A 14,202-nucleotide genomic window follows, 5' to 3' on the forward strand; every position below is an offset into this window, starting at 1 on the left:
GGAATGAGCCAGACAACCACAAAGAAACGATTCACTAAAGACCAACAAAAAGCCATTTATGATGGCGGAGAGAATCTACTTATCTCTGCCTCAGCAGGTTCGGGTAAAACCACCGTACTTGTGGAGCGCGTGATTCAAAAAATTAAATCTGGGATTAACATTGATGAATTATTGATTGTTACCTACACTGAAGCTGCTGCCAAAGAGATGAAGCAAAGGATTCAAGTAGAAGTACAAGAAGCAATCAATAAGGAAGAGGATTTAGATAAAAAACAACATTTGATTCAACAGTTAACTCTTTTACCAACCGCTCATATAAGTACATTACATGCCTTTTGTTTGCAAGTGATTCGAAAGTACTATTATTTAATTGATATTGATCCTGTCTTTCGACTATTGACAGATGAAACAGAAATGCTGCTGTTAAAGGAAGATGTTTGGGAAGAAACGAGAGAAACCTTATATGGTGAACGTAAAACCTCTTTTTATCAATTAACAGAAAATTTTTCAAATGATCGAAACGATCAGGGATTAACAGACTTAGTCTATTCCTTGTATGACTTTGCTAAGGCCAATCCTGAACCAGAGGTCTGGTTAGATTCCTTAGCTGAAGTTTACAACATAGATTCTTCTTTAAAAGAAAGTGACTTGTATCAACAATTCATGCGTCCAGAGATTCGACAAACTGTAGATCAAGCCTTAATTAATGTGGAGAAAGTAATTAAGATGATAGAAGGCGAACCTGATTTTGATAAGACGCTAGAAGTGTTATTGACTGATAAAGCTCTCATTACGTCTTTGTATCAAAGTATTGATGAAGACCGCCTGGAAGACTTTTACGAAATACTTACTACGGGAAAATTTGTCACAATCAAAGGGCCTAAAAAAGACAAAGTACCAGAGGAAGTTATGGAGCTCTACGGAGAAGTCAAAGAGCTAAGAGACAATCAAGTCAAAAAAATCATAACTAACATCAAGAAAACCCATTTTAATCAGTCTCCTGAAGTGTTGGTGTCACATATTCAACAAAGTAAAGCCATGGTTCAAGAAATGATTTTAGTGGAGAAAGCCTTTATCAAAGCTTATATGACTGAAAAACAGCGTAAAAATGTGGTAGATTTTAACGATTTGGAACATTTCACGTTGAATATATTGAGGAAAAGAGGAGAAGAGGGCTTTGAAGCCTCTGAAGCCTCGACTTTTTACCGTGGGAAGTTCAAAGAAGTATTAGTGGATGAGTACCAAGACATCAATCAATTACAAGAGAACATTATTTATTGGCTCCGTGACATTACCACAGATAAAGGGAATTTATTTATGGTTGGGGATGTGAAACAGTCTATCTATGCCTTTCGTTTAGCTGATCCGAACCTGTTCATTGAAAAATACGAAAGGTACGAGCAACACGAAGACGGTCGTTGTATTGTATTGGCTCAAAACTTTCGATCAAGAGGAAGTGTCCTTGATTTTACTAACTTAGTCTTTAGGCAATTGATGAACAAAGAATTAGGTCAGATTGTTTATAATAAAGATGCGGAACTGGTAGTTGGAGCTACTAATTTCCCAGATAGCCAAGAGCATGATACGGAGTTATTATTATTTGAAACAGAATCCGATGACCGTTTTGAAGACTCAGAGGGAATGGATGTCACCTTTGAAGTAGACAGTAAATCTGAAGGTGAAATTCTCATGGTCGCTCGAAAAATTCAAGAGATGATAGCCACAGGATTTCCAATTTTTGATAAAAAGAAACAAGAAAACCGACCTCTGACTTATAAAGACATTGTTTTGTTGACACCTACTAAAAAGCATAATTTGGTGATATTAGATACGTTTAAAGAGCTAGGTATTCCTTTACAAGTGAACGACACACAGAATTACTTCCAAGCAACAGAAGTTAAGATTATGGTGTCGCTGTTACAAATGATTGATAATCCGTATCAAGATATCCCTATGGCTTCTGTTTTAAGGTCTCCCATTGTAGGTATAAAAGAAAATGATATGGTCTTAATCCGCCAGTATGATCCAAAAGGCTATTATTTTGATGCGTTGGAGACGTATTTGAAAGAGGAAACAAGTCGAACAGAATTATATATCAAAATAGAAGCCTTTTATGCGTCTTTTAATCATTGGCGAGAGGTGTCACGCAGAGAAAAATTAATGACACTAATTTGGCATATTTATGAAGATACAGGCTTTTTGGATTATGTAGGAGGGCTACCATCTGGCGCTCAGCGACAAGCTAATTTACATGCTTTATACGAGAGGGCAACGATGTATGAAGAGATGAGCTTTAAGGGGTTGTTTCAATTTGTTCGCTTGATTGAAAAAATGCAAGGGAAAAACAAGGACCTGGCAGAACCACTTGTGGCGGCAGAAGAAGACGCAGTTAGAGTCATGACAATCCATGCCAGTAAAGGGCTAGAATTCCCAGTGGTATTTGTCATGGATATGAGTAAACAGTTTAATCTGACGGATATTAATAATCAATCTTACATCTTTGATGAAACCTTGGGTGTGGGGATTAAATACTTCGATGCGAATAACCGAAGTAAGCATCGAACGGTTCCTTTTAATATTTTAAGAGAGCAAAAACGTCGGAAGATACTAGCAGAAGAGATGCGTAAGTTGTATGTTGCTTTAACCCGTGCAGAAGAAAAGCTTTTTTTAGTTGGCTCTTATAAAAATAAAGAGGCGGCATTGAAACAGTGGTCACAACACGTGACATCGGAGAATATGGTCTTATCGGTTACCGCTAGGTTATCTCAAAAGAGCTTAATGGACTGGGTTGGCCAAACCTTGATCCGCCATCCTAAATTGATGGTACAATACCCAGAAATACAATGTGACCCATTAAGAGGGTTAGACACCGCACCAGGTGATTTTAAGGTGACGTTCTACCGAATCGATGACATATTGGTCGGAATCGATGGTGGTGAAAAGGTGGAGAAAGCGTTGATTGATACGCCAGATACGCCTAATCCTAAGTTGTTAAAAGAGATTGTAGACCATTTGAATTTTGACTATCCTCATCATTTAGCAACCATGACAACGAGTTACCAGTCTGTGTCTGAAATTAAGAGCATTTTTGCCGAACCGGACACAAAAGAACTGAAGATTATTGATCTTAGTCGTCAAAAGGAAACAGAACTAGGCTTAAAACTTACAAACAATGAACTAGCCACACCTAAATTTTTAGAGAAAACAACAGAGGTTAAGAGTACTGATATTGGGACAGCGACCCATTTATTGATGCAACTATTACCCCTAGATACCCAACCGACGAAAGAAAGTGTCACCCAGTTGTTGGAAGAATTGGTGGCTAATAAAGTGGTGGAAGAATCTGTCGCTAAGAGAGTATCCATTCAACATATTTTAAGCTTTTTTTCTTCTGATTTTGGTTCGTTTATTCTTGAAGAGCAAGAAAACGTTGTGAGAGAACAACCCTTTTCATTACTGTTAAAAGCATCAGATATCTTTGCTGATTTTGATGGAGGAGAGAAAGATACAGTATTAGTTCATGGGATTATTGATGGCTTTGTTGAGACAGATACGGAATTAATCCTGTATGATTTTAAGACAGATTACTTATCACCAACCCCAGATCAAGAAGAAATAACGAAACTGGTGACTAAATACAAAGGTCAGCTGAATTTGTATAAACAAGCCTTAGAACAGGTCAAAGGAAAAAAAGTGACAGGAGTTAAATTAATTCTTCTTCAAAAGAATATCCAGGAAGAGGTCTTGTATCTACTATAAACATCTATTAGAATAAAGTAACATAGAAAAGTAAAGGAGTGAGGCAATGTATAAATCAACAAAGGAATTAAAAGCGGATGCTAAAGAGTCCTTATCTGGACGTTGGAGCGAGGCAGTTAAGTTAAATTTAGTACCTTCCTTGATTAAAATTGGCATGGTATTGTTTACGATGATACTGGTATCTGGAGTGGTCTTTTTTGTGTCTAAGATGGATATTTATGAATCAAGTACAACGTACGGTAGAAGCACAGTATACGAGTCTGTTTTAAACGTCGATGGGGAAGATCTTTATACAGACGGAGGTAGTGCCTCTCCAGTAGCTGCTATTACGTCAGCAATGAGTTCAAGCAGCTTTAGTCCCATTCTTATGTTTATCATGACGTTCTTGACAGTAGGGATTTCTTTTACGTTCTTAGATATTGTTAGAAGACAAAAAAAAGAACAAGTTAGAATGAAGGATGCTTTCAGATTGTTTAATGGGATTGATTTTGTTCCGGTATTATTAATCAATGTGTTAATGTACTTCTTTAAAATGTTTTGGACGATGCTATTTATTATTCCAGGACTTATTAAGGCATATTCTTATTCTCAATCTAACTTTATTTATTACGATATTTCTTCTTGGAAAGACACAAGAAGCATGGGCGCAACAAGTTTTATTACTGAGAGTCGTGAATTAATGGATGGTCATAAATGGCGATTGTTTTGGTTAGACATTACTTTTATTGGCTGGCATTTATTAGGAATGATGACAGGTGGTATTGCTTACCTTTGGATTTATCCCTACATTAATGCAACAAAAGCAGCTTTTTATAATGATTTAGCGAAAGATCAATTTTTACAACCAGCTGTTCCTGAGATGGATGTAGAAGAAGATTGGACGAACTTCTAAAGAATGAGATAACTCTCATTCTTTTTTTATGAGATTTACATCTATTAATCAACTTAATCTAAGAAGAAAATAGTATAGTAAGAACATACCAATTTTCCCGAATTGGTTTTTCATACTTTAACTCCAACCGAGAGATAAAAGTAAATAACAACCTTCATTTCCACTAGAGCGACGGCTTTAGTGGTTTTTTATTCTCTTTTTTAGTATAATAAGAACAAATGTTCGTTATAAAAAGAGGTGATAGCATGAGCGATTTAACATTCCCATTACAAAATGACACGTCCCGTAAAATTATTCATATTGATATGGATGCTTTTTATGCATCCGTTGAAGAACGGGAACACCCTGAACTGAAGGGGTATCCTTTAGTTATTGCTAAACATCCTAAAGATACTGGGGGACGTGGGGTTGTGACGACTGCTAATTATGAAGCTCGTAAGTTTGGTATTCATTCAGCCATGAGCGCTCAAAAAGCGTATGAGCTATGTCCGAAAGCTAATTTTATTTCAGGTAACAGACAATTGTATGCACAAGTATCTCAGAAGATTCATCAGATTTTTCATCGGTACACTGATATAATTGAACCTCTTTCTCTAGATGAGGCTTACCTAGATGTGACTGAGAACAAGTTACATGCTAAAAGTGCTATACGGATTGCTCGAATGATTCAGCTAGATATTTGGAAAGAAGTGGGGCTGACCTGTTCAGCTGGTGTGAGTTACAATAAATTTTTAGCTAAGCTAGCATCTGATTTTGAAAAACCAAAGGGCCTGACCACTATATTACCGGGAGAAGCTATTGCTTTTTTAACCCCTTTACCGATTGAAGATTTTCAAGGGGTTGGTAAAAAAACGGTGCCTAGGATGCATGAATTAGGGATATATACGGGGGAAGATTTATTGAAATGGTCAGAGATGGACTTGATTCGTGAGTTTGGTAAGATGGGGTACTCTTTGTATCGAAAAGTAAGAGGCATTCATTTAGCACCGGTAATGGCTAATCGGGAGCGTAAATCAGTAGGTAGAGAAAATACTTATGGCAAAGTATTACGTTCAGAGTTAGAGGTGATAAAGGAACTAAGAGAGTTGTCATCAGATGTAGAAAAGGCATTGGAAAAGACTCAGTTACATGGTCAAACGGTGGTGTTAAAGGTTAGAAACAAGGCCTTTGAGACGATAACTCGACGCAAAACATTGCCTGATTTTATTTCCAAAGAAGAAGATATCTTCTTTTATAGCCAAAGTCTTTGGGAAGAGTTGGGAGAGATAGATCAAGGCATTCGTTTATTAGGCATTACGGTGACAAATTTGGAACCAACCACGTTTGAATTAATTAAACTTCCTTTGTGGGACAAGGGTTAAAAAAAGGAAAAGACCGGTGTCTTTTCCTTTTTCTACTTAATATTGATGTGTCATTTCTAATAATTTGTTCTTTAAATCTTCTTCCATTACAGTCAATTCAATTTCTGCATGTTTTCGTTTCTCTTTTCCTTCTTTTTGAATACGAAGGGTTTCTTGAATGGTTTCGATTAAGTCGTTTTGTGTTTTTTGTAATGTCTCAATATCCACAATACCACGCTCATTTTCTTCTGCTGTTTCAATGGCTGATATTTTTAGCATTTCAGAGTTTTTAGTTAATAGATCGTTAGTGGTTTGAGAGACTTGACGTTGGGCTGTGACCGCGTCTTTTTGTCTTAATAAGGTTAAAGCAATAGCCACTTGGTTCTTCCACAAAGGAATGGCTGTATTAATAGATGCTTGTATTTTTTCAGCAAGGGCTTGATTCGTATTTTGAATGAGGCGAATCTGCGGTGCTTGTTGAATGGTAATTTGTCGAGCTAATTTTAAGTCGTGGGTCCGTTTTTCAAGACGGTCGACAAATTGATTTAAATCACTGACGATTTGAGCATCCATTTGATCACCTGTTTGTTCGGCTTGTCTAATGGCAGCAGGAATGGTTTCGTTAGTTAACTCATCAATTTTTATTTCTCCTGCCGCTATGTAGATATTCAGCGCATCAAAATAGTCTTTATTTTGGTGATATAGCTGTTCTAACATAACATTATCTTGTAAGAGACCATTCTTTTCACGATCTAATTTAATAGCGATCTTATCAATTTGTGCTCCGATTTTTTGATATTTTGCTGTAATCTCATAAACAGATTGTTTTACTTTACCAAACATTTTTTTAAAGATGTTTTTTTCTTGGGCTTCTAATTCATTAGGACTTGCTTCATTTAAGCGATACATTAACTCTGTTAAAGAGTCACCCATAGGTCCGATGTCTTGGGCTTGTACATGAGTCAACATCGTATGAGAAAATTCGCTTAATTTTTGTTGGGCAGCGGCACCGTAACTTAACACGGCTTGACTGTCTCCAGTGTCAATTTGAGCGGCCAAGTTGATGGCTTGCTGTTGACGTTCGGCAGGTAATTTATCAATCATCTTGACGGGTTGAGTATCCTGATTGACAAGAGGAGAACCTGTTTGTTGTGGACTAACCTCTTGTTTGGGTAAATCAAAGGGATTACTTAGTAAATCATCTAAGGTTGAATCGTTTAGTTGGGTAGGGTGTGTATTATTCTCTGTCATTGTTTGTCTCCTTGTCTAAATGTAGTTCGTCTACTGTTGCTTGACGTTGTAAATTTTGCTTCGCAATAGACATTTCAACGTCTAAATCAGCCAAATCATCTGATACAAAAGAAGTGTAATCTTTTACGATTAAACGAGAGACCTCTTCAATCGCTATCGCACTTTTATTAAGGTATTCGTAAGTGTTTTTATTTTTAATGTCGTGATCGTTAATTTCTTTGTATTTATTGGTTAATTCAACAATGTTTGGTAAGTGATTATATAAGAAACCATTTGCTAATGATAGTTTTTGTGGTTCTTTTACTAGTTCTTTAAAAAGACCTTTAGAGGCTTTTATTACGTCGGTTTTTAGATTAATGGCTTTCAGTTTTGCCACATCGTCCATGTTTTCTTCAAGGGTAGCAATGTGTTGCTTCGTTTCTAACATGGTTTGACGGAAAAAAGCAATGTCTTTTTCAGACATACCATTGTTGTGATAGTGAGTATCTAATTCATCTGTTAAGTAAGGCAAAGATGTATCAGAAGAGGCTTTGTGTTTAGTAAAGATGCTTCGAAACAGATAGAAGACACCTAAGATAATTGCCATTAGAAGACCTAAAGAAATTATCATATTTGTTATACCGTATGTGCTATTATTGAAAAACAGGGCGAAAAAGGACAAGCCGATAATGAGCCATAGGGTTCTGCGTAGTACTTTGTTATTTTTTTTCATTGTTTCACTCCTCAAGGTTTTAGTAGTAGTTATGTCCTTGTTATTAACCATAGTTTATCACACCTGAAAAAATTGAGTATCAGTCCCGAGATTGATTTATTTATCCTCCTTCTATTTTAAGCTATAATCCAACTTAATTCATCACTTAAGATTGAAAAGGACAAATGTTAACGGTATTATGAAAGTAAGACGACCCAAGATAGGAGAAAAGCTTATGAAGGATCCATTTGAAGAAAAAACGCTACATCGAGAGACGATATATGAAGGTCAGGTCATTACAGTAGTGGTTGATGATGTGTTATTACCAAACCAAGAGACCTCTAAGAGAGAATTGGTGTATCATCAAGGAGCTGTTGGTATATTAGCTATTACAGAAGCTAATAGAATAGTGTTAGTCAAACAGTATCGAAAAGCGTTAGAACAAAGTTTAATCGAGATACCTGCAGGAAAAATAGAACCAGGGGAAGTAGCACCTTTAGAAACGGCTAAACGAGAGTTAGAAGAAGAAACCATGTATCAATGTCAAGAGATGACTTACATGACTAAATTTGCAGGATCCCCAGGATTTTGTAATGAGTGGTTATATTTATATAGAGCTAAAGGTTTAAGGAAAGTTGACAATCCGTTGCCAAGGGACGATGATGAATTTTTAGAATTATTAGAGTTAACTTTAGAAGAAGCCACATCTGCTGTGGCTTCAGGTCAAATATGCGACGCTAAAACGATGATTGCTATCGCACAATGGGAAATAGAAGAACTAAAGAAGGGATAGTCCATGTTTAAGAAAGAAAAGAAGCAAGTAAAAGAAGTAGCAAGAGAGACTCAGAAACCAGAAGAAAAAAAGCCAATGCAACAACAACTATTAACTAGAAGTAGAGTCAGAGAATTTAACAAAGATAAGAAGCGAAACACGTGGTTAAACAAAGCAATTATTCTCGTTGCGATATTATTAATCATCATGATTTATGCCATCTTAAATTATTAGTAGGAGTGACTAGAATGAAAATTGGAATTATTGGGGCAATGGAAGAAGAAGTAACTATTTTATCAAAAGAATTGAGTAACATGAAGGAATGGTCTGAAGCAGGAGCAGTCTTTTATTCGGGGACAATAGGGGAGCATGAAGTGGTGCTGACTCAATCAGGCATAGGCAAAACATTAGCAGCTGTAACGACAACCTTATTAATTAGCCATTACCATGTGGATTGTGTCATTAATACAGGTTCAGCAGGAGGGATAGGATCAGGTTTATCGATTGGGGATGTGGTTATTTCGGATAAATTAGCTTATTTTGATGCAGATGTGACAGCTTTTGGTTATGACTATGGACAAATGCCTCAGATGCCTTTGTATTATGAAGCTGATACAAACTTAGTGGCATCAGCGATGGAAGCATCTGTTAAGAGCTCTCTTAATGGAAAAGTGGGCTTGATTGTATCTGGAGATACGTTTGTGAGCAGTGAAGATAAGATAAAAGAAATCAAATCTCATTTTCCAGAAGTGTTAGCTAATGAAATGGAAGGTGCAGCGATTGCCCAAGTTGCTTATCGTTATAAGACCCCATTTGTTGTTATTCGTGCGATGAGTGATGTGGGAGACGACGAAGCAAGTGTGAACTTTGATGAGTTTATTGTACAAGCAGGTGAGAACTCTGCTAGAATGGTACTAGCGTTATTAAATAATTTAAAATAAAAGGAGTTAGCGATAATGGAAGCGTTAATATCTATTGATTACACGTATGATTTTGTTGCAGATGATGGCAAGTTAACAACGGGTAGTTATGGGCAACAATTAGAGGAAACGATTGTGTCCTTAACGGAAGAGTTTTTAGCTAATGGTGATTACGTAGTATTAGCCATTGATGGGCATGATCCTTCTGACCAATATCACCCAGAAAACACGTTATTTCCAGAACATAATGTCATGTGCACCACAGGAAGAGACTTATTCGGTAAGTTAAAAGAGGTCTATGAAAAAAATCAAGATAATCCAGGCATGTACTGGATTGATAAACGCCATTATTCTGCTTTTAGTGGCACCGATTTAGATATTAGACTAAGAGAACGACGCATTGATACGGTTCATTTAGTTGGGGTGTGTACTGATATTTGTGTCCTTCATACAGCGGTTGACGCGTATAATTTAGGGTATAAAATTGTTATACATGAAAAAGGAGTACAGAGCTTTGATGAAGAGGGGCATCGTTGGGCGTTACGTCATTTTAAACAGACCCTTGGAGCTGACATTAGATCATAAAAAAAAAGACGCCTGTTTTGGCGCCTTTTTTTAGATATGAAAGAAACGGATGAGAGTCATCGCAAGAATGACTTGTAGAGTACCAACCGATAAGCCATAAATCAAGAAACGTTTGCCTTCTTTGAAGAACTTAGAAAAGTCTAAACGTAACCCGATAGCAGCAAGAGCAGTGATTTCAAACCAACTACTAATAAAGTGAGCAGATTCTCCGATTTGTTGTGGTAATTGAGTAAAGCTATTAATGACGCAACAAACAAGGAAACCGAGAATATACCAAGGTAATGGTAATTTTTTCTTTTGTTTTGTTTCTGTTATAGACGTTTTATTTTCTTTCGCAGCGATGCGAGAAAAGGCGAAGACAACGACAACTAATAGCATGATTCTCATAATTTTGAAGAGAGTCGCGAATTCAACGACTTCAGGACTAACCATGCTAGCACTTGCGACCACTTGCCCAACGGATTGTAACGTCCCACCAATAAGTGCGCTTTGTGTCAGGGTATCTTGATAAAAATAAGTGGCTATTAGTGGTAAAGTCAGCATAAGAATCGTACCCAGTAAATTGACTAGAGTGATAATCTGACCTTTTTCTTCTTCTTTTGCGTTGATTTCAGGAGCGATAGCACCAATTGCGGAGGAGCCACATACCGCGTTTCCACCTGCCATAAGTAGAGACATAGTTGTGGAAAATGCCATTTTTTTACCTAAATAATAAGCAAAAAGAATCGTACCAAGCATTTGTAGAACAACAAACATAGCACCATTGATACCCATTTTTGCAATGGTTTGAAAGGTAACTGTTGTTCCTAACAGAACGATAGACCATTCCAATAATTTACTTTCTGAGAATTTGGTTCCTTTGTTGAGTATTGGTTGTTGTTTTAAAACGGTATTTCCTAACAGGATACCGAGCAGAATGGCTAGTGTTGCTGGACCTAAGGTGGGTAGCCAAAGGGCAATCACTTTACTAATTGACGCAACAATCACTGCTGCAATAAGCCCAGGTAGAATACCTAAATATTTATTTTTCATCGTATCACACTTTCTTAAGCTTAATAAAAAAAGTATACGCTTTAATCTTGCAATTGAAAAGTAAATAGTTACTATAGTTATTATAACGAAATATAATAGTTAGGAGACAACGACATGTTTAAGTTGCTAAACACATTTAAAATTGTTTATGAAAGCAAAAATTTTTCGGAGGCGGCTGAGATGTTATTTATCTCTCAACCGGCTGTTTCTAACCAAATGAAACAGTTGGAAGAGGAATTGGGGTGTCCTTTATTTACACGTAAAGGAAAACAAGAGATGGAACCTACTGAAGCAGCAACTATTTTGTATCAAAGACTGCTTCATTTAACGGATGACTGGACAGATACGCTAAGCGAGATGAAGCAGGACTATCACCCAAAAGTTGTTTGTAAAATCGGGGCGTCCCACACTTTTTCAGTTTACTATTTACCTGAATTAATGGTAGCGTTGACAACGGAATTTGGTCAAGTTGAATTTGAACTTGAGATGGGGAATTCGGAAGAGGTATTAGAAAAAATTCAAAAGCATGACTTGCATTTTGGCTTCATTGAAAAACCCCTTGTGACAGATGGCGTAGAGCGTGTCGCTATTTTGGAGGATTATTTAGTGTTAGCAGGAGATGTGGATAGTGACACTTGGTTGTGCCGAGAACCAACATCCGGGGTATTTCATTATATGGAACAATATTTGAGAAGCCAAAACATCACAGAGAAAAAAATGATTGTTAAAAACAATGAAATGATTGTTAAGTTACTGGAAAAAGGAATCGGTAAAAGTGTGGTATCGAGTAAAGCTATCCCTGTAGGTGTTCCTTACGAACGTTTAAATGATGCCTATAGACGTCCCTTTTATTATTTACAAAAGGAACATATCACCAATGATGATTTAGTGGCGGTTGGGGAGTATATTAAGAATTACTACACAAAAAAAGATGGGCTTAGTAATTAAGCCCATCTTTTTTCTTTATTCGTAGACAGCACGTGTGCCACCAATTAGTTTTGGCCGAGTACCAAGAGCTGTGACATGCGCCCCGCCTAATTCTTTGATACTAGGTCTAATCGGTACTTGCACATGTTTAATGTGCATACCAATAGAAGTGTCACCAATGTCAATTCCTGCTTTTGCCGTGATGTGCTCAACAACAACAGGATGAGTCATGTGTTTGTATGCAGCTGTAGCACAGGAACCACCAGCATGTAATGCAGGGACTACAGCGACTTCTTCTAGACCGTATTCGCGAGCAACGTGGGATTCTACTGTTAGGGCCCGGTTGATGTGTTCGCATCCTTGAACGGCTAAATAAATATTCTTTTCGTTTAGAATACTGAGTAGCGTAGTTATAATAATATTACCGACTTCTTCACTGGAATTTTTACCAATAACGCCACCCATCACTTCGCTTGAACTACATCCTAGGACAAAAATATCCTGAGATGACAGAGAAGCTTTGTCAATCAGTTCTAAAGTTATTGTTTCTAAATCCGTTTGTAATTGATGTGTATCAAGCATCTGTTATCATCACCTTTTCTTTGATTGTGTTAGACACATTATAGCACAAAGGGAGGGGCAATTATGTGACGAAGGGGCTAAAATCGTTTAAACTGTATGTATAAGATAAAAAGGAGTGGAGCAAATGAAAAAAGTTATTTTATTAGTAGCACCAATTACCTGTGCCCAACAAGAAGAATTAACTCAAATAGCACCAAACCATGATCTATTTCAATTATCAGAGCTTCCTGACAATAGATGGCAAGATATCGAAGTGATTTATGGATGGAGTAAAAAAATAGATGTCGAAAAATTAAAGACTGAAAGTACCAATTTGCGCTGGATTCAAGCAGAATCAGCAGGATTTAATCATTTACCACTACCTTTTCTCCAAGAAAAAAATATCATGCTATCTAATGCTAGTGGGGTACATGGTAACCAAATGAGTGAAACCATTTTAGGAATGATTTTTAGTCACACAAGAGGGTTGAAAACGTCGATTAATAATCAGAGAGATAAGGTATGGGAAACACCCAAAGGATTGACTGATTTAGCTAATAAGAAGGCTATGATTGTTGGAACTGGAGCGATTGGTCAGCGTTTAGCAGAAATATTAGCAGTGTTCAATGTTGAGGTCATTGGTGTGAATAGAAGAGGCGGGCAAGCACCGTTCTTTAAGACCGTCATTCAGCAAAATCAAATGGGACAACATTTAGGAGAGGTAGATATTGTTGTGTCATTGCTACCATCAACTTTAGCTACCAAGCATTTATTTAATAGCCAGTTGTTTGGTCAAATGAAAAAAGGGAGTTTGTTTATTAATGCGGGTAGAGGAGATACGGTGAAAACATCGGATTTAATTACTGCTTTGGAACAAGGACCTTTAGAGTTTGCAGGTCTGGACGTGTTTGAAGAAGAGCCTTTGTCGGTAGATAGTCCTTTATGGGAAATGGATAATGTGATGATCACACCACACACATCTGGTGTTTCTGATCAATACTATGAACGATTATTCCCTATTTTTAAAGAAAATATAGTCTCGTTTCAAAAGGATGACGTTCTTGTACGCAATCAAGTATCTATTGAGCAAGGCTATTAGTTAAATAGCAAAAATAAGTTAACAATGGAGTAGAAAAAATCCTTTGGTTATGATAAAATTAAAAGGATGTTAATTAGATTGGACAGAGTTGGAGGATATAACATGTATAAACTTCTATTATCAGCAATGATTATTTTATCAGTGCTAATCATTATTGCCGTTATGATGCAACCTAGCAAACAAAATAGTGCTGCTAGTGCCTTTAGTGGTGGTTCAAGTGAGTTATTTGGTAAAACAAAAGCAAGAGGCTTTGAAGCCTTCATGCAACGCGCCACAGCAATTCTAGGTGTCGCTTGGATGGTTGTCGCTATTTTACTGGCGGTATTATCTTCAAAATAATGATTTTCTAGTCTCCTGTTCTGACAGGGGACTT

14 protein-coding genes are annotated in these 14,202 nt (G+C 36.9%); 10 read left to right on the forward strand and 4 right to left on the reverse strand.

Going from position 1 to position 14,202, the window contains the following annotated elements:
* Positions 1-3 precede the first annotated feature (3 nt).
* From addA to dinB, 3 genes are all read left to right on the forward strand, one after another.
* Positions 4-3,759 (forward strand): helicase-exonuclease AddAB subunit AddA, encoded by a 3,756-nt coding sequence (gene addA, locus ACVWM0_RS03620; protein ID WP_476473269.1) that lies wholly within the window; start codon positions 4-6, stop codon positions 3,757-3,759.
* A 46-nt stretch (positions 3,760-3,805) separates the two neighbouring features.
* Positions 3,806-4,651, forward strand: coding sequence for a DUF975 family protein (locus tag ACVWM0_RS03625; protein ID WP_476473270.1), 846 nt, complete (start codon positions 3,806-3,808; stop codon positions 4,649-4,651).
* 245 nt (positions 4,652-4,896) lie between these two features.
* A complete protein-coding gene (gene dinB / locus ACVWM0_RS03630; protein ID WP_476473271.1) occupies positions 4,897-6,012 on the forward strand; it encodes a DNA polymerase IV in 1,116 nt (371 codons plus the stop codon).
* Positions 6,013-6,048: 36 nt separating this feature from the next.
* Here dinB and ACVWM0_RS03635 read toward each other — a convergent pair whose 3' ends face one another.
* The gene (locus ACVWM0_RS03635; protein WP_476473272.1) at positions 6,049-7,242 is read right to left on the reverse strand and encodes a toxic anion resistance protein; all 1,194 of its coding nucleotides are present in this window, start codon (positions 7,240-7,242) and stop codon (positions 6,049-6,051) included.
* Complete coding sequence (locus tag ACVWM0_RS03640; protein WP_476473273.1) at positions 7,229-7,954, reverse strand: 5-bromo-4-chloroindolyl phosphate hydrolysis family protein; 726 nt, start codon at positions 7,952-7,954, stop codon at positions 7,229-7,231. The genes ACVWM0_RS03635 and ACVWM0_RS03640 overlap by 14 nt, the downstream gene beginning before the upstream one ends.
* Before the next feature lie 214 nt (positions 7,955-8,168).
* Between ACVWM0_RS03640 and ACVWM0_RS03645 the strand changes: the two genes are divergently transcribed.
* Genes ACVWM0_RS03645 through ACVWM0_RS03660 form a run of 4 tightly spaced genes read left to right on the forward strand, consistent with a single transcriptional unit; the run spans position 8,169 to position 10,210 of the window.
* Positions 8,169-8,726, forward strand: coding sequence for an NUDIX domain-containing protein (locus ACVWM0_RS03645; protein ID WP_476473274.1), 558 nt, complete (start codon positions 8,169-8,171; stop codon positions 8,724-8,726).
* Positions 8,727-8,729: 3 nt separating this feature from the next.
* Positions 8,730-8,939 (forward strand): cell wall synthase accessory phosphoprotein MacP, encoded by a 210-nt coding sequence (gene macP, locus ACVWM0_RS03650; RefSeq protein WP_476473275.1) that lies wholly within the window; start codon positions 8,730-8,732, stop codon positions 8,937-8,939.
* A 14-nt stretch (positions 8,940-8,953) separates the two neighbouring features.
* Complete coding sequence (locus tag ACVWM0_RS03655; protein ID WP_476473276.1) at positions 8,954-9,646, forward strand: 5'-methylthioadenosine/adenosylhomocysteine nucleosidase; 693 nt, start codon at positions 8,954-8,956, stop codon at positions 9,644-9,646.
* 15 nt (positions 9,647-9,661) lie between these two features.
* On the forward strand, positions 9,662-10,210 hold the full coding sequence (locus ACVWM0_RS03660; protein WP_476473277.1) for a cysteine hydrolase family protein: 549 nt from the start codon (positions 9,662-9,664) through the stop codon (positions 10,208-10,210).
* 30 nt (positions 10,211-10,240) lie between these two features.
* Here ACVWM0_RS03660 and ACVWM0_RS03665 read toward each other — a convergent pair whose 3' ends face one another.
* Positions 10,241-11,242: a YeiH family protein gene (locus tag ACVWM0_RS03665; protein WP_476473278.1), complete on the reverse strand. Its 1,002-nt coding sequence runs from the start codon at positions 11,240-11,242 to the stop codon at positions 10,241-10,243.
* A 114-nt stretch (positions 11,243-11,356) separates the two neighbouring features.
* Here ACVWM0_RS03665 and ACVWM0_RS03670 point away from each other — a divergent pair, with 114 nt between their 5' ends.
* Positions 11,357-12,190 (forward strand): LysR family transcriptional regulator, encoded by an 834-nt coding sequence (locus tag ACVWM0_RS03670; RefSeq protein ID WP_476473279.1) that lies wholly within the window; start codon positions 11,357-11,359, stop codon positions 12,188-12,190.
* 15 nt (positions 12,191-12,205) lie between these two features.
* Here ACVWM0_RS03670 and ACVWM0_RS03675 read toward each other — a convergent pair whose 3' ends face one another.
* Complete coding sequence (locus ACVWM0_RS03675; protein WP_476473280.1) at positions 12,206-12,751, reverse strand: TIGR01440 family protein; 546 nt, start codon at positions 12,749-12,751, stop codon at positions 12,206-12,208.
* A gap of 124 nt (positions 12,752-12,875) precedes the next feature.
* Here ACVWM0_RS03675 and ACVWM0_RS03680 point away from each other — a divergent pair, with 124 nt between their 5' ends.
* Both ACVWM0_RS03680 and secG read left to right on the forward strand, forming a co-directional pair.
* Positions 12,876-13,829, forward strand: coding sequence for an NAD(P)-dependent oxidoreductase (locus ACVWM0_RS03680; protein ID WP_476473281.1), 954 nt, complete (start codon positions 12,876-12,878; stop codon positions 13,827-13,829).
* 102 nt (positions 13,830-13,931) lie between these two features.
* Positions 13,932-14,168 carry a preprotein translocase subunit SecG gene (secG, locus tag ACVWM0_RS03685; protein WP_476473282.1) on the forward strand — a complete coding sequence of 79 codons (237 nt, stop codon included), beginning with the start codon at positions 13,932-13,934 and terminating at the stop codon, positions 14,166-14,168.
* Positions 14,169-14,202 lie beyond the last annotated feature (34 nt).

Source organism: Vagococcus sp. 211, from assembly GCF_056322705.1.

Coding starts and splice junctions, on each gene's coding strand:
- addA (WP_476473269.1), top strand. CDS start 4: ATGAGCCAGACAACCACAAAGAAACGATTCACTAAAGACCAACAAAAA.
- ACVWM0_RS03625 (WP_476473270.1), top strand. CDS start 3,806: ATGTATAAATCAACAAAGGAATTAAAAGCGGATGCTAAAGAGTCCTTA.
- dinB (WP_476473271.1), top strand. CDS start 4,897: ATGAGCGATTTAACATTCCCATTACAAAATGACACGTCCCGTAAAATT.
- ACVWM0_RS03635 (WP_476473272.1), bottom strand. CDS start 7,242: ATGACAGAGAATAATACACACCCTACCCAACTAAACGATTCAACCTTA.
- ACVWM0_RS03640 (WP_476473273.1), bottom strand. CDS start 7,954: ATGAAAAAAAATAACAAAGTACTACGCAGAACCCTATGGCTCATTATC.
- ACVWM0_RS03645 (WP_476473274.1), top strand. CDS start 8,169: ATGAAGGATCCATTTGAAGAAAAAACGCTACATCGAGAGACGATATAT.
- macP (WP_476473275.1), top strand. CDS start 8,730: ATGTTTAAGAAAGAAAAGAAGCAAGTAAAAGAAGTAGCAAGAGAGACT.
- ACVWM0_RS03655 (WP_476473276.1), top strand. CDS start 8,954: ATGAAAATTGGAATTATTGGGGCAATGGAAGAAGAAGTAACTATTTTA.
- ACVWM0_RS03660 (WP_476473277.1), top strand. CDS start 9,662: ATGGAAGCGTTAATATCTATTGATTACACGTATGATTTTGTTGCAGAT.
- ACVWM0_RS03665 (WP_476473278.1), bottom strand. CDS start 11,242: ATGAAAAATAAATATTTAGGTATTCTACCTGGGCTTATTGCAGCAGTG.
- ACVWM0_RS03670 (WP_476473279.1), top strand. CDS start 11,357: ATGTTTAAGTTGCTAAACACATTTAAAATTGTTTATGAAAGCAAAAAT.
- ACVWM0_RS03675 (WP_476473280.1), bottom strand. CDS start 12,751: ATGCTTGATACACATCAATTACAAACGGATTTAGAAACAATAACTTTA.
- ACVWM0_RS03680 (WP_476473281.1), top strand. CDS start 12,876: ATGAAAAAAGTTATTTTATTAGTAGCACCAATTACCTGTGCCCAACAA.
- secG (WP_476473282.1), top strand. CDS start 13,932: ATGTATAAACTTCTATTATCAGCAATGATTATTTTATCAGTGCTAATC.